Genomic DNA, 15,977 nt, shown 5'->3' on the forward strand with positions numbered 1-15,977 from the left:
TCAGATTGGTTACATCTTTTGTATTCATGGTGATATAAGTTAATGTTTACTATTATCAGGTTTCAATTATTTAACGGCTTAAGCAGCCGTTTGTTTATAGGCAGTTATAAATTTATATATCGTTAGGTATTTTACGAACCCGCTCAAGGCGGTCGGCTGCCATACGGTTGGTTTCATAAACCTGTGTAAGGAGTATAAAATACGACAACAGTACCGGTCCAAAAACCAGGCCCAAAATACCAAATAAAGGCAAACCTATAAACACACCTATAATAGAAATTACCGGATGCGTGTTGGCAATGCGCTTATTAATTAGCATGCGCAAAACATGGTCAAGATTGCCAATAAACAACAGGCCGTACGCCATAATACCAACGCCTGCCCAGGTACGCCCCAAAAGCATCAGGTATATACCAGCCGGAATAGATAATGTGGGGGCTCCAACAACAGGTAAAAATGAGATAAAAGTTGCTATTACACCCCAAAAAACGGCATCGGGTATACCTACAATCCAAAAGCCGTTTGCCAGTAAAACACCCTGTACCAATGATATGATTCCCTGCCCCAACACGTTTGAATATGTAGCATTACGCAATGCCATTGCAAACTTTAGTGCGTGCTGCTGGCTAAAAGGCGCATACCTCACCATACCTGCTTCAAATTTGCGCAACTCGGCAAACATAAAGTATAGTATAAAATACATTACCAGCAGGGTGAGTATAATATTAGCTGCGCTACCTAATATTGATGGAAAAAGTTCGGCTGCGTAGCTGCCCAGCTTTTGAAGCGTGTCTTCGGCAAAACGTGGCTGCCCAAAGTGTTCGGCAGTAAACATATCAATTTTATCTACCCATGAATCTATTGGCAGCGCTTTGGTATTAAAGCTGATGATCTTTTCGATCACCATAAAACTCATCAGTAAAAACGGGATTACAATTACTACCAGTGATACCAAAATGATCACGATACCGGATACACCTTTATTCCAGCCCCTTTTTTCGGTTAAAAACAAGTATAAAGGCCTGAATAGTACATAGAGCACAATAGCGCCCAGTATAGCACTAAAAATCTCGCTTAGTGCATATAGCAAAAAGCAGCCAAGCACAATAATGCTTACCAATACAATGGTATTACGTTGCTTATGACTAAAAACAGGCATTCGGGAGAAGTAAATGTGAAACTACTATAAAACAAAAAAGCGCCACAATGTTCGGGGCGCTTTAAATAATTTTATAAGCTGGTGCTATGCGCCAAGCTCTTTAACCATTTCATTGATTTTATTGCAGCTCATTTTAATAGTATCCATATAGAAAGCAAAATCCTCAGTTGGATTTTCTACTTCGTAACGCAATTGCTCAACAGCTAAATGAATGTTAGACAGTTGATTTTTAATATCATGCTTAAACGTGCGTATAGCCGGGCCGTCAACTGTATTATACTGTTCTTCGTCGTGCTCCAATGCCATGCTACTTGCCTAAGTTAATTGCCTTCATTTTATTGTATAGCGTTTTACGGTCTATCTTTAAAATTTCGGCCGCCTTGGTTTTGTTGAAATTGACCTCGCGCAAAACCTTTAAAATAGTTTCATACTCCGCTTCAAGGGCTGCATTTTTTAAGTCGTGGCGTACTTCTTTAACCGGTGCCGGAGCCGAAGACTGATCTTGATGCATACCCACAAATGTTGCCGAATTGGTTGGCCCATCCATAGGCATCCTGCTGTAAGCAAGCATTTCCAGCGGCAACGCCTTCATTTGTATTTCATCACCCTCACTTAATAGCGTAGCGCGACGTATAACATTTTTAAGCTCACGAATATTTCCCTGCCATCTGTAGTTCATAAAGCACTCAACCACTTCGGGCGACAGGCGGCTCACGTTACGGCCTAATTCCTGGTTGGCACTACGTAAAAAATGCTCAGCCAGTAAAATTATATCATGTCCACGCTCGCGCAGTGCAGGCATGTAAATACTAAACTCGTTAAAACGATGGTACAAATCTTCCCTGAAACGACCTTTTTGAATAGAATCCTGAAGGTTTTCGTTTGTGGCTACAATTAAGCGTACATCAAGATCAATCTCTTTTGTTGAGCCAATACGTTTCACCTTGCGTTCCTGCACGGTGCGTAAGAGCGCCGCCTGAATATCGTATGATAGGTTACCAACTTCATCTAAAAACAGCGTACCGCCGTTAGCCATTTCAAAATGGCCAATTTTAGTGTAAAGCGCACCGGTAAAAGAACCTTTTTCGTGGCCAAAAAATTCACTTTGTGCAAGCTCTTTGGTTAATGATCCACAATCCATGGCAATAAAAGGCTGATCGCGGCGTGAACTATTAAGGTGAATGCTTTTGGCAACGGATTCTTTACCGGTACCGCTTTCGCCCATAATAATCACACTGTAGTTAGTTGGCGCTACAAGTTCAATTTGCCTTAACAGCTCTTTTGATGCACGGCTGTTACCGCTCACAAACTCGTTAGACATTACTTGCTTACCCTTGTCCTTACTGCTACCACCGGCTTTGGTATTGCTCACCGCTGCCGATGTTGCAGAAGCTTCCTGGTCGGCCGCTTCAAGCAAAGCATAGTGAGTTTCAATAGCCTTGTTGATGGTAGTTAAAATTTCATCTGGGTATAGCGGTTTTGTTATGTAGTCATAAGCGCCCATTTTAATGAGCTCGACCGCCATTTTTATATCAGAGTAGCCGGTAATAATAATTACACCGGTTTTAGGGTAGTTATTTTTAATATACTTCAGCATCTCGCGGCCGTCGGTATCTTCCAAACGGTAATCGCACAGCACTAAATTATATTCACTATTTTTTAACTGCTCCATGCCGTTACTGCCGCTTGAGGCAGTGGTAACTTCAAAACCATTACGGGTTAAGAATTTAGACAGTAATAGTGCGGTATTTACTTCATCATCAATGATGAGGATTTTTTTCATAGCGGCAATTTACTCAATTAAAGGCAATCTGTTAGTTTCACTGGTAGCGTTGCTTACAAAAATGATAAAATTTGTAGTTTTTTCCCAAGCATCACCCATATTTTTAACTATCAACTAATATTTTTTTTCCAATAAACAAAACAGGTTTAAACGGTGTGGCATATAAATCAAACTCACAACGCTACATACAGCCTGTAAGCGCTATTTTTTACTACATTTGCCTAAGTACACATACAAAGTATGACTGAAGAAAGAGCACTTAATTTTATTGAAGAAATTGTAGAGAACGACTTGCAAACCGGCAAAAACAATGGCCGTATACATACGCGTTTTCCTCCCGAGCCTAATGGATACCTGCACATTGGGCATGCTAAATCAATATGCTTAAACTTTGGGCTTGCGCAGCGTTACAACGGTAAAACCAATTTACGGTTTGATGATACCAACCCTGTTACCGAAGACACCGAGTACGTAGAAAGTATAAAAGAAGATGTACGCTGGCTTGGCTTTGAATGGGCTAATGAGCTGTATGCATCTGATTATTTTGATGTACTGTACGCATTTGCCTTAAACCTGGTTAAACAGGGTTTAGCTTATGTTGATGATAGTACTCCTGAAGAAATAGCGGCTCAGAAAGGTACGCCTACCGAGCCCGGCACCCCAAACCAGTACCGCAGCCGCAGTATTGAAGAAAACGTGCAGCTTTTTGAAGAAATGAAAGCGGGTAAATACCCTGATGGAGCTAAAGTACTGCGTGCAAAGGTTGACCTGGCCTCACCTAACATGCACCTGCGCGATCCGCTGATGTACCGCATACGTCATGCCCATCATCACCGTACAGGTGATAAATGGTGCATTTACCCAATGTATGATTTTGCTCACGGCCAGTCAGACGCTATTGAGGAAATCACACACTCTATTTGTACGCTTGAATTTATTCCGCACCGCCCGCTTTACGAGTGGTTTATTGATAAGTTAGAGATTTTTCCTTCTCGCCAGTATGAGTTTGCCCGCTTAAACCTTACCTACACAGTAATGAGCAAGCGCAAGTTACTGCAACTGGTAAATGAAGGCCATGTTGAAGATTGGGACGATCCGCGCATGCCAACTATAAGCGGCTTGCGTCGCCGTGGTTATACGCCGGCATCTATACGCGAGTTTTGTGAGCGCATTGGCGTAGCCAAGCGCGAAAATCTGATAGACGTAGGCTTACTGGAGTTTTGCATCCGTGAGGATTTAAACAAAACTGCATGGCGCCGTATGGCTGTTTTGGACCCAATTAAACTGGTTATCACCAACTACCCTGAAGGGCAAACCGAAACCCTGCATGGCGAAAACAATCCGGAGGTTGAGGGTGGCGAAGGCGGACGCGATATTCCGTTTAGCAATGAGCTTTATATTGAGCGTGAAGACTTTATGGAGGTTCCACCGAAAAAATTCTTCCGCCTCGGTGTTGGCCTTATGGTACGCTTAAAGCACGCTTACATTGTAAAATGTGAGAGCTTTGTGAAAGATGCCGACGGCAACGTAACAGAGGTGCATTGTACTTATATACCCGAATCAAAATCAGGTAATGATACCAGCGGCATTAACGTTAAAGGTACCATACATTGGGTAAGCGTACCCGGCGCAAAAACCGCCGAGGTGCGTTTGTACGACCGCCTGTTTAAATCAGAAAATCCGGCTGCGGAAGAAGGCGATTTTAAAGATGACCTGAACCCTAACAGCTTGCAAATTATAAACGCCTTTGTTGAACCCGATTTGGCTGAGGCCTTACCAGGTAAAGGCTACCAATTTATCCGCAAAGGCTATTTTACTTTAGATGAACTTTCAACCGATGAAAAGCTGGTGTTTAACCGCACCGTTACGTTGAAAGACGGCTGGGTAAAGAAGTAAATGGTGACGGCCGATGTTGCCACCGATATCAGGCTGAAGAAGAAAACAATAAAACCATGTCATCTCGAACGACAGCGAGAGATCTTTTCGAATTGATAAGCTAATAGCTTCGAAAAGATTTCTCCTTCGTCGACATGACATTCTTTTTTATAAATATTTTAGTTGGTGGTTGGTATTGTAACCCAACCAAGCATTAAGTTGATATGAAAATTGTTACTTATAATGTAAACGGCATCCGTTCGGCCATAACCAAAGGCTGGCTTACCTGGCTGCAGGCTACTGATGCCGATGTTGTTTGCTTACAAGAAATTAAAGCTACACCCGAAGTACTTACCGATTTGTTTTTGGTTGAGCAGTTGGGTTATCAGCATTACTGGTATCCGGCACAAAAAAAGGGTTACAGCGGTACCGCAATTTTTACTAAACATACCCCCAAGCATGTTGAATACGGTTGCGGTATTGAAGATTTTGACAATGAAGGTCGCTGCATAAGGGTTGATTTTGAAGACATCTCGGTAATGAGCGTATACTTTCCCTCGGGTTCAAGCGGTGATGAGCGCCAGGTATTTAAGTACCGGTTTTTAGATGAGTTTGGCGAATACCTTAACCAGTTGAAATGGGCTTACCCAAAACTGGTAGTTTGCGGCGATTATAATATTTGCCACAGACCTATTGATATACATAACCCCAAATCAAACGCAAATTCGTCGGGCTTTTTACCCGAGGAGCGCGCCTGGATGGATCGCTTTATAGAAATGGGATTTGTAGACAGTTTCCGTTATCTTAACCAAGAGCCGCATAATTACACCTGGTGGAGTTTCAGAGCTAACGCCCGTGCAAAAAACCTGGGCTGGCGCATTGATTATAATATGGTTACTGCCGAGTTACAAAGCGCTATCAAACGCGCCGCCATATTACCCGAGGCCCGTCACTCAGACCATTGCCCGGTTTTACTTGAGCTGGATGTTTAATAATTTACCAGTCCATATTTCTTTATATCAGTATACCTAAAACACCTGCCTTATGATCACTAAAAAACTAATACTGTTCGTTACCATAATATGCGCATTTATTAGTACGGCTAATGCACAACAAGCGCCTGTACCATCTGGTACTAATACAACCATACCCGCTTCAAGGCTGCAGGCAGCAGCAGACATGTTGGCGGCAACCGGACTTTCAACACAAATGGATGGCATGTATAAAAGCATGATTGACGCCAGCAGTACTCAAATACCGGCTGAAAACAAGGAGAAGTTCAGCCTTATTTTAACAAGCTTTCTTAAGAAATACATGAGTTATGACATGCTAAAGAATGACCTTGCCAAAATTTATGCTGAAGAGTTTACCGAGCAGGAACTTAAAGACATTACCAAATTTTACTTAACCCCAACCGGTAGGAAAGTAAATCAAAAGCTATCAGCATTAATGCAACGGGGTATTCAGTTAGGCCAAAGCCGTATGCAGGCACATTTGCCCGAGTTTCAGGAAGAGCTTAAAAAAGCCTTTCCAGGTCAGTAAATATTTAGGTTGTCATAAAACGGCAGGTAGGTGGCGCCCGGTTTAACATCAGGAGTGAACACCATTATTGCCGTACACTTTTGCTCGTTATTTATTTCGAAGGCTATGCCGTTGGCCTGGTAAATTTCATACTTTTTCAAGTCTTTTTTAAACCATGCTGTCTTTTTAGGCTGATATAGATCTTCAATTTGTTCAAAGCTTGATCCTACCTTAACGCTGTCTTTAGTAACAAACCACGGCGATGTAATCCTTATTTGTTTTACACGACTGGTTTCATCCTCAGTACCCATTTGCCGCGAGGTAAATATCATGGTTTCGTAACTGGTACTATCATGATTAGCATACCATATTGACATTGATTTGCCCATGGCAGCATCACCTGCATCAGGGCGGCCCAAGCGCCGCGTAACATCGGCACCGTTATCATTCAATGCAGTTTGCCCAATGGATTTACCCGGAACAATGAGCTGGTTGTTGGAAACCGAACTCTTATCAACCTCACTACTAGTGCTGCTTGACGTAACAGTGGTCTGCTCAGCTTTTACATTTTTTGAAGCGGGCTGATTGCAAGCCATAAAGCTTACAGCAGCGAGGAGTAAAACAGTAAATCGTGCCATAATATAGTTATACAATTTTGAGGCTGTTAGTGTTCAATTGCAACCAAATAAAGGTTGCTTTGTATTATTACAGCAATGAAGAGCAAAGGGCAGCAAATAATAGGCAACTGGTTTAAGCAAAAGGGCTGGCGGCAGTTTCCATTTCAACAGGAAATGCAGGATTCCTACCTTGCCGGCTACTCGGGTTTGCTTAATGCCCCTACGGGTAGTGGTAAAACCTTTGCCCTGTTTTTACCTTTTTTGGTTGGCTATATTAATCAATACCCTGATACGTACCAAACCCGTACCAACAACGGCTTGCTAATGCTGTGGATAACACCTTTGCGAGCGTTAACCAATGATATACGCAAAGCCATGCAAGAGGTGTGCGATGAGGTTGGCCTGCCCTGGCGCATAGGTACCCGCACCGGCGATACATCAGCTGCCGAAAAGCAGGCCCTGCGCAAGAAGCTTCCGGAAGTGTTGCTTACTACTCCTGAAAGCTTACACTTAATGCTGGCTCAAAAAGATTATCCAAGTGTTTTCAAAAACCTGAACGTTGTTGTAATTGATGAGTGGCATGAATTACTCGGAACCAAGCGCGGTGTACAAATAGAACTGGGGCTATCAAAACTCCGCCATCTGTCGGTTACCGGAACTCAACTGCCTGAAAAAAAACTAACAGCTAAAAATCCAACTTCTGAAAAGCTGCAACCGCCAACAGGACAAATGCAACTCCAAACATGGGGCATAAGTGCTACCATCGGCAACCTCGAACAAGCGGCCGAGGTATTGCTTGGCACCAGGTTTCCGCCTGAACGGATGAAGATGGTGCGTGCACATATTGAAAAGAAACTTGATATACGATCAGTCATTCCGCAGGACGTAGAAAATTACTCGTGGACGGGGCACATTGGCTTAAAACTATTGCCCGAGGTTATGGAAATTGTAGCCAACAGTAAAACTACGCTCATATTTACCAACACCCGTGCTCAATCTGAAATATGGTATCATGCCATCCTCAACAGCTATCCTGAGTATGCAGGCATAATGGCCATGCACCACGGATCGTTAGATAATGATTTACGCAACTGGGTAGAGCAAGCCCTGCACGAGGGAACGCTTAAACTGGTGGTTTGTACTTCAAGCCTTGACCTGGGGGTGGATTTCAGGCCTGTTGACACGGTGGTGCAGGTGGGCAGCCCTAAAGGTGTGGCCCGCTTTATGCAACGCGCCGGGCGCAGCGGTCACCATCCGGGGGCGGTTTCACGGGCGTACTATATTCCTACGCATTCGCTTGAATTACTGGAAGGTGCAGCACTCAAACAAGCTATTGCCAACCAGCAGTTTGAAAGCCGCGACCCGGTTTTGCTGGCTATTGATGTACTTATTCAGTACATGGTAACCCTGGCCGTATCAGACGGCTTCAGGGCCGACGAGCTTTACGAAGAAATAAAATCCACCTACGCTTTCGCCGACTTACGCCGTACCGAGTTTAATGAGCTACTTGGCTTTATCACAACCGGCGGCGCTACGCTGTCACAGTACGATGAATTTTTAAAGGTTGAGGTTGAGGACGGATTGTACAAGGTTAACAGCCGACGCGTGGCTATGCGTCACAGATTTAGCATAGGCACCATTACCAGCTATGCAACATTGAGGGTAAAGATGTTGCATGGCGGCTCATTAGGATCAATTGAAGAAGGCTTTGTTGCCAAACTTAAGCCAGGCGATACCTTTTGGTTTGCCGGCCGTAGTCTTGAATTTGTACAGCTTAAAGACATGACGGCCATTGTAAGAAAGTCAAGCAAGGCCAAGGGCCTTATACCCAGTTGGGCAGGCGGCCGTATGCCCCTCTCTTCGCAACTATCATCAGTACTGCGCGACAAGTTAGACGAGGTTGCCCAGCATTTAGAAAAAGATGAGGAGGTGGTTGCTCTACGCTCATTATTTAACCTGCAGGAGCAGTTATCACATCTTCCGCGCAAAACTGATTTGTTAATTGAATCTTTTGAATCGCGGGATGGGTATCACCTTTTTGTTTATCCGTTTGAAGGACGACTGGTTCACGAGGGCATGGCGTCATTGATTGCTTACCGTATGGGTAAAATACGAAAGGCCACTTACAGCATTGCCATGAACGATTACGGCTTTGAGCTACTTACTGATGAACCCATACCGTTAATGGAGGCTTTGGAAGATGACCTTTTTACCATTCATAATTTGCTAGATGACATTCAACACAGCCTTAACGCTAATGAAATGGCGAGGCGACGTTTTAGAGACATTGCTCAAATTGGCGGATTGATTTTCAACGGTTACCCTGGCCAGCCATTGAAGAACCGGCACTTACAGGCAAGCAGCGGTTTGTTATTTGATGTTTTCAGAGAGTATGAGCCGGACAACCTGCTGGTAAGGCAGGCATTTAATGAGGCACTGGCCTTTCAGCTGGAAGAATTTAGGTTGCGTGAGGCCTTGCAACGTATTCAAAAACAGGACGTAGTTATCAAGGTACTTGAACGGCCCACGCCATTTGCCTTTCCTATTATGGTTGATCGTCTTCGCGAGAAAATTACAATGGAAAGCCTGGAAGAACGAGTTGCTAAAATGGCCCGTACCTACAATGCTCATGAGAACTTTGACGAGCCTATGGAGCCTACGCCCGAACCTGTCAAGCCACGCCGACGCAAGCGTCCGTAACGGCATCACATATTTTGATTACTCAATTCTTACCCTCTTTGGGGCAAGCCTTCCTCACGCTTTTACTATTGATAGTACAAAATCATTGTAAATCTTCGTGAAAGACACTTTTTGATTGTGGAATACGTTTTGCCTTAACCTGATTAATTAATTTAACTTATAAAGCCATGATGATTGCCCTAATTACCCTTTTAGTTGTTGCCAACGTAGTTGTAGTAGCTAACAACAAAAAAACTATTGTTTAAGCTAAGCATTTTCATTTGCCTGGTGGTTACCAAACAACTCCTGCTTTAATTTTTTGGGCAGGCTGTTAGCTACAAGGGTGTATGAGTGGTCTATCATCTCACACAGTTGCTTGCGGCTAAGTGCCCCATCCGTATAAACGGTGTTCCAGTGGCGCTTATTCATGTGATAGCCGGGCTGCACTTCAGTAAATTGCTCACGCAATTCAACAGCCCGTTCGGGGTCGCACTTCACGTTAAAACGGTTAGCCGTATCCAGGCCAATCAATAAAAATAACCTTTCGCCTACTTTAAAAACCAACGTTTCCGGGCCAAACGGAAAACTCTCAGTTACCCCTTGCTTTTGCAGGCAATAGTTGCGTACGTCTTCAATATTCATAAAGCCTCCATACCCTCTATAAAGAGGGACTTAAATTGCATTCCTTTCAAATGTATCAAAGAAGGCTTGAATCTTTATAACCGTTTAAAAAAAATCTCCTCCGCATTTCGAAGGAGATTTTATGATATCTATTCAACAGACGCTAAAGAGCTTTTACTTAACAACCTTGCGCTTTCGGCCAATTTTATGAATTCTGCGCGGTAGCCTTCATGGTCGTCTCCTTTGGCGGCGCGGGCCAATTTAATAGCATCGTCGTACTTTGAATTTTGCTTAAATTCCGATTCCCGCAACAGCATACCTACTTCGGCTACAGCAGCGGCAAAGCGAAAATCCACAGAGGTGCTTTGCAGGCTTACAGGCTTATCTAAAACTATTGCCTGGCTTAATTTACTCACCAATCCATTAGGCTCTTTATAACGGAACTTTATGGTAAGCATGTCGTTAGAAACATAATCTACTTTGGCTTCCTGTTTTTGATACTTCAGTGGGTCTACGCTGTGGGTAAATCTATCGTGTACTCCCGCCGGTATAATTTCATAAAGTGCTGTTACATTGTGCCCGGCGCCCATGTCTCCAGCATCTTTCAAATCATTATTAAAATCTTCTTTATTCAGCATGCGGTTTTCATACCCAATAAGGCGGTAGGAAGCTACTTTAGCCGGGTTAAATTCCAGTTGTAGTTTTACATCTTTGGCCACGGTAAATAAAGTGCCTCCAAATTCGCTCACCAAGGTTTTGCGGGCTTCTGTAATATTGTCTATGTAAGCATAATTACCATTACCTTTATCTGCAAGGGTTTCCATTTTACTGTCCTTATAATTTCCCATACCATAACCTAGTACTGATAAAAACACACCGCTTTTACGCTCCTGCTCTATCAGTTTTTCCATATCCTCATCGGTTGAAGCACCAACGTTAAAGTCACCGTCGGTTGCCAGTATTACACGGTTATTTCCTGCTTTTAAAAAGTTTTGCTTTGCAGTGCGGTAAGCCAGTTTTATACCTTCGCCACCTGCGGTAGAGCCACCGGCATGTAACCGGTCAATAGCATCTTTGATGGTAGTTTTTTGATTGCCTGGCGTTGATGGCAATATTAAACCGGCAGCACCCGCATAAACTACAATAGCTACTTTATCTTGCGGGCGCAGCTGATCTACCAGCATTTTAAGCGACGATTGCAATAACGGCAATTTGTTAGGCGCATCCATTGAGCCCGAAACATCAACCAGGAAAACTAAGTTAGATGCCGGCAACTTATCAGTTTGCACTACCCGTGCCTTTAAGCCAATGCGAAGCAGGCGGTGCTGCGAATTCCATGGTGCTGTTGATAATTCGGTATGTATGGCAACCGGTTCTCCATTTGAAGGGGCGGGCAGGTTGTAACTAAAATAATTAATCATCTCCTCAATACGCACAGCATCTTTTGGCGGCATTTGCCCGTTATTAATAAACCGGCGCACATTACTGTATGAAGCAGCATCCACATCAATAGAAAATGTTGAAAGCGGGTTATCTTTCGGGTTTTGAAAACCATTTTCAGCAACACCCTTATAGCTTTCCTGTTCTTGAGTAACCGGGTAATTGCCCACAATTGGCGTTACAAAGCGTTGCGATGATGCAACTTTACTTTTTGCCGTAGCAGCTAAACCGTAAACACGGCCCTGTAACTGGTTATGGATTGCTGCAGGCTCAGCACACACTACTGCAGGGTCTGCATTCCGTGACATAACTGTTATCTCGTTAAGGTTACCGCTTTGTGATTTTAGGTACACCGTTATCTTACTTTGCTTGTTCAGCACAATGGTTTTTGTGCTATACCCCAGGTAAGTAAATGAAAGTTTATGTACCCCCTGCGGAACCTGGATGGAAAATGCACCCTTAGCGTTTGTTAAAACACTCGTTTTAGTATCATCTAATTTTACCTGTACCCCCATTAATGGTTGCTGGCTGTTTGCATCGTTAACATGGCCGGTAACAGTGCGGTCGGTTGCACGGGCGCTGTTTAAAATACCCAATGCAATAAATAGTAACAGAATTTTTTTCATGGCTGTTTAAGTATGGTTTTGCACTTAGGATGCAGTTGCATACCAATTTCCATAAGCCGGATAAAAAAATTATTTTACAGCCATTACTAATGAGTTGGTTCAGTAAAAATATTAAGCCAGACACAGTGGACGATGACGCGCTGCTGCAACGCTACCGCCAAACGGGCGACCTAAGCGTGCTGGGCCAACTTTACCAACAATACATGCCGCTGGTTTACGGTGTGTGTTTAAAATATCTGCAGGATGAGGAGCAAAGTAAAGATGCCGTTATGCAGATATTTGAGGAGCTCATCACCAAAATACACAAGCACGATGTAAAGCAGTTCAGGAGCTGGCTTTTTGTATTAAGCCGCAACTTTTGCCTTATGCAGCTACGCGCTAACAAAAAAAACCAAACGTTGAGTATAGATGAGGTTATGGAATTTCCTTTTGTTTTGCATCATAATGATGATGATGACGCAATGGATAATGAAGCCGGTATACAACAATTAGAAAAGTGTATGCAGCAGTTATCGCCCCAGCAAAAGCAGAGCGTTGATTTATTTTATATAAAAGAAAAGTGTTATAAAGAGGTAGCCGACATAACGGGCTACACCTTAAACGAGGTAAAGAGTTACATACAAAACGGAAAACGTAATTTAAAAATTTGTCTGGAAAATAGTCGTGAGCAATAAAACACCCGACATATTACTGATACAAAAGTACCTGAACGGAGAACTTGACGCACGTGCCATGCACGAGCTGGAACGCCGCGCGCTAAATGACCCTTTTCTGGCTGAAGCATTGGAAGGTTACCAGTTAATTGAAAAAAGTCAGGAGTCAAATCTTGCCGAGTTACAGCGAACCCTGCAACAGCGCATTGAGCCGAAACAAAAGCGCGTAAGCTTGTGGCCAGCCTTTAGCATTGCTGCATCAATACTTGTGTTTTTAAGCATTGGGGGCTGGTGGCTTCTCAACTATCGTCCTGCTGCTAATCAACCAAAGCTCCCTGCTGCCGACAAAACAACTGTTGTTAAAAATAAACCAGCGGTATCTTCGGCCCCTCAACAATTTAAGCAAGAGCCTATTGCGGTAATCAAACCGTCGGCCCCGGCTACACAACGCTTTGTACAACCATCACCTGTAACAGAAGCCAACGAGGCTGTAGCATCCTCTGCAATTGAGGACGATGTGCAAATGAGATTTCTTGTTCCGGGAAAGGATACTTCGGCAAAAATGAAAAGTAAACTGTTGACCGCTGATGTTTTTAAGGCCAAAAAAGAGTTACAGAATGCTCATAACGATTCGTTACTATCAAAAACGCTTCCTCAGGCTTTGGCCGGCAGAATTGCAGGCATACAGGTAAAAGCGGCACCAATTACATCGCCTCAAATAGTTTTAAGGGGCACGTCGAGTTATAATAAGCAGGCTAACCAGGCAAAAATAATAACCGGCCAAATTTTAGATGAAGATGGCAAGCAACCCTTAGCTGGCGTTACAGTGAAAGTAAATTCGAGCGGTTTGGGCGTTAATACCGATGCACAAGGCCGTTTTAAAATTGCCGCAACCGACAAAGATGAACTTAGCATTGCCTTTATCGGATACAACACACAACAAGTTAAACTGGGAAGTAAAGACAGCTTAAACGTTATATTGAAGCAAAACCATCAATCACTATCTGAAGTTATGGCTATTGGCTACGGGCGCCCGCGTGAACCTCAGGAGGTATTACAAGAAGCGCACCCTGCCGATGGCTGGCAAAACCTTTACAATTACCTGAATAAAGAAGCACGTGTAAGTAACGGCCAAACTGGTGTGGTGCGTTTAAGCTTCATTGTTGGCACTAATGGAACGCTAAATGATTTCGAGGTATTAAAAAGCATGGGTGCTGTTATGGATGAAAAGGCAATTGATTTAATTAAAAACGGCCCGAGGTGGCGGCCTAATGCCAATGGCAAGCCCGAAACAGTAAAGCTTCGCGTCAGGTTCCGTAAGGAGTAATTGCTCACTTAGCACGGTCAAGCCAAATAAAAATTTCATTTTTGCAACAAACATGCATTGCTTATGAAGCCATTAAACTTTACCGTTACCGAGCGTTTCTTACGTTACGTAACTATCGATACACAATCTGACCCCGAATCGGCAACTTACCCATCTACCGAAAAACAGAAAGACCTGGGTCGTATACTGGTACAGGAATTACAGGAAATGGGCGTTACTGATGCCCACCTTGATGAATATGGCTATGTATACGCCACCATACCATCAAAAACTAACAAAAACGTGCCTGTAATTTGCTTTTGCTCGCACATGGATACCTCTCCTGATTGTAGCGGCCAAGGTGTAAAACCTATCATACATCACAATTATAATGGCGATGATTTAGTCTTGCCTGATGACACTACACAGGTGCTTAAACCAAAAAATCATCCCGAACTTAAGAACCAGTTAGGCAACGATATTATAACTGCCAGCGGCACTACCCTTTTGGGTGCGGATAATAAAGCAGGTGTTGCTGAAATTATGGACGCGTGCTACCAGTTGATGAATAAACCTGATATTAAACATGGTGACATCCGCATACTGTTTACGCCCGATGAAGAAATAGGCCGCGGTGTTGACAAGGTTGACCTTGAAAAGCTGGGTGCATTTGCCGCTTACACTATTGACGGTGAAACAGCCGGAAACATGGAGAATGAAACATTTTCGGCCGATGGTGCAAAACTTATTATTAAGGGTGTAAGCGCACATCCCGGCTTTGCCAAAGGACAAATGCAAAGTGCTATTAAAATAGCCGGGCAAATTATTGCCGCACTGCCTTATGAGCTTTCGCCCGAAGGAACCGAGGGAATGGAGGGCTTTGTGCACCCGGTTAACATAAGCGGCCACGTTGAACAAGCTACTATCGATTTCATTATCCGCGATTTTGATGAAGCCTTACTAACCCAGCATGCCGGCGTCATTAAGTACGTAGCAGAACAAGTACTGCAAAACTACCCCGAAGCTACCTATGAACTTGTAGTAAAAGAACAATACCGCAATATGAAGCAGGTGCTTGATCAGCATCCGCAAATTGTGGAATATGGTATGGAAGCCATTAACCGCACGGGGCTTAGGGCTAAACTATGCAGTATACGCGGCGGAACAGATGGCTCCCGTTTATCTTTAATGGGATTACCAACGCCAAATATTTTTGCCGGCGAACATGCCTTTCATGGTCGGCAGGAATGGGTATCAGTTCAGGATATGCAAAAGGCTGTGGAAACTATATTACACCTTTGTACAATTTGGGAAGAAAAAAGCTAGCCTTGATTTTGGCATGCTTTTTTTCCGGGTAGTAAGCCGGCTTGTATGAGTACGCACTATTTGCACGATAGTTGTAACTCAGTTTACAGCTTTGCAACATTAATGCATGATGCTTTAAGCGGCAAATTAAACCATTGGTTTAATTGCAGGTTTAGATTTTGATTTATGGCAAACCGTACATTTGCAAAGAATTTATTTTGAGCTGCATAATTTTACTTGATTTATAAATACATTGAAGTAAAACTGCCAAAATTAACATGATTTATGCACTTATGTACCTGCTAACAATCATAATGATTTTAAATCAGAGGCAATTGTGTACTTTAGCAATGGTTTAAAGAGGTGCTTGAAAACAACAGTTCTTAACTGTT

13 protein-coding genes are annotated in these 15,977 nt (G+C 43.3%); 7 read left to right on the plus strand and 6 right to left on the minus strand.

Annotation, left to right across the window (positions count from 1 at the left end; genetic code table 11):
• Positions 1-112 precede the first annotated feature (112 nt).
• The 3 genes from GO816_RS13840 to GO816_RS13850 all read right to left on the minus strand — a co-directional run bounded on the left by GO816_RS13840 (position 113) and on the right by GO816_RS13850 (position 2,942).
• Positions 113-1,159, minus strand: a complete 1,047-nt coding sequence (locus GO816_RS13840) for an AI-2E family transporter (RefSeq protein ID WP_157542528.1) — start codon at positions 1,157-1,159, stop codon at positions 113-115.
• An 84-nt stretch (positions 1,160-1,243) separates the two neighbouring features.
• Entirely contained in the window at positions 1,244-1,465 is a 222-nt protein-coding gene (locus GO816_RS13845; RefSeq protein WP_157542529.1) for a hypothetical protein, read from the minus strand.
• A gap of 1 nt (position 1,466) precedes the next feature.
• A complete protein-coding gene (locus tag GO816_RS13850; protein ID WP_157542530.1) occupies positions 1,467-2,942 on the minus strand; it encodes a sigma-54-dependent transcriptional regulator in 1,476 nt (491 codons plus the stop codon).
• Positions 2,943-3,182: 240 nt separating this feature from the next.
• Between GO816_RS13850 and GO816_RS13855 the strand changes: the two genes are divergently transcribed.
• From GO816_RS13855 to GO816_RS13865, 3 genes are all read left to right on the plus strand, one after another.
• Entirely contained in the window at positions 3,183-4,838 is a 1,656-nt protein-coding gene (locus tag GO816_RS13855) for a glutamine--tRNA ligase/YqeY domain fusion protein (protein ID WP_157542531.1), read from the plus strand.
• Positions 4,839-5,041: 203 nt separating this feature from the next.
• Positions 5,042-5,809: an exodeoxyribonuclease III gene (locus tag GO816_RS13860; RefSeq protein ID WP_157542532.1), complete on the plus strand. Its 768-nt coding sequence runs from the start codon at positions 5,042-5,044 to the stop codon at positions 5,807-5,809.
• A gap of 52 nt (positions 5,810-5,861) precedes the next feature.
• Complete coding sequence (locus GO816_RS13865; RefSeq protein ID WP_157542533.1) at positions 5,862-6,359, plus strand: DUF2059 domain-containing protein; 498 nt, start codon at positions 5,862-5,864, stop codon at positions 6,357-6,359.
• Here GO816_RS13865 and GO816_RS13870 read toward each other — a convergent pair.
• Positions 6,353-6,976: a hypothetical protein gene (locus tag GO816_RS13870; RefSeq protein ID WP_157542534.1), complete on the minus strand. Its 624-nt coding sequence runs from the start codon at positions 6,974-6,976 to the stop codon at positions 6,353-6,355. The two genes, GO816_RS13865 and GO816_RS13870, sit on opposite strands and share 7 nt — an antisense overlap.
• Positions 6,977-7,051: 75 nt before the next feature.
• Between GO816_RS13870 and GO816_RS13875 the strand changes: the two genes are divergently transcribed.
• Positions 7,052-9,655 (plus strand): ligase-associated DNA damage response DEXH box helicase, encoded by a 2,604-nt coding sequence (locus GO816_RS13875; RefSeq protein ID WP_157542535.1) that lies wholly within the window; start codon positions 7,052-7,054, stop codon positions 9,653-9,655.
• 246 nt (positions 9,656-9,901) lie between these two features.
• On the opposite strand, the gene GO816_RS13880 is transcribed toward GO816_RS13875, so the two are convergent.
• Together GO816_RS13880 and GO816_RS13885 are read right to left on the minus strand one after the other, a co-directional pair.
• Positions 9,902-10,276: an MmcQ/YjbR family DNA-binding protein gene (locus GO816_RS13880; protein WP_157542536.1), complete on the minus strand. Its 375-nt coding sequence runs from the start codon at positions 10,274-10,276 to the stop codon at positions 9,902-9,904.
• A gap of 128 nt (positions 10,277-10,404) precedes the next feature.
• Positions 10,405-12,321, minus strand: a complete 1,917-nt coding sequence (locus GO816_RS13885) for a YfbK domain-containing protein (protein ID WP_157542537.1) — start codon at positions 12,319-12,321, stop codon at positions 10,405-10,407.
• An 89-nt stretch (positions 12,322-12,410) separates the two neighbouring features.
• Here GO816_RS13885 and GO816_RS13890 point away from each other — a divergent pair, with 89 nt between their 5' ends.
• The 3 genes from GO816_RS13890 to pepT all read left to right on the plus strand — a co-directional run bounded on the left by GO816_RS13890 (position 12,411) and on the right by pepT (position 15,606).
• Positions 12,411-12,995 (plus strand): RNA polymerase sigma factor, encoded by a 585-nt coding sequence (locus GO816_RS13890; protein WP_157542538.1) that lies wholly within the window; start codon positions 12,411-12,413, stop codon positions 12,993-12,995.
• Positions 12,985-14,301 carry a TonB family protein gene (locus GO816_RS18985; RefSeq protein WP_157542539.1) on the plus strand — a complete coding sequence of 439 codons (1,317 nt, stop codon included), beginning with the start codon at positions 12,985-12,987 and terminating at the stop codon, positions 14,299-14,301. Before GO816_RS13890 ends, GO816_RS18985 begins: the two co-directional genes overlap by 11 nt.
• Before the next feature lie 63 nt (positions 14,302-14,364).
• Positions 14,365-15,606 carry a peptidase T gene (gene pepT / locus GO816_RS13900; protein WP_157542540.1) on the plus strand — a complete coding sequence of 414 codons (1,242 nt, stop codon included), beginning with the start codon at positions 14,365-14,367 and terminating at the stop codon, positions 15,604-15,606.
• Positions 15,607-15,977: the final 371 nt, after the last annotated feature.

Source organism: Mucilaginibacter aquatilis (genome assembly GCF_009755275.1).
Classification (GTDB): Bacteria; Bacteroidota; Bacteroidia; order Sphingobacteriales; family Sphingobacteriaceae; genus Mucilaginibacter; species Mucilaginibacter aquatilis.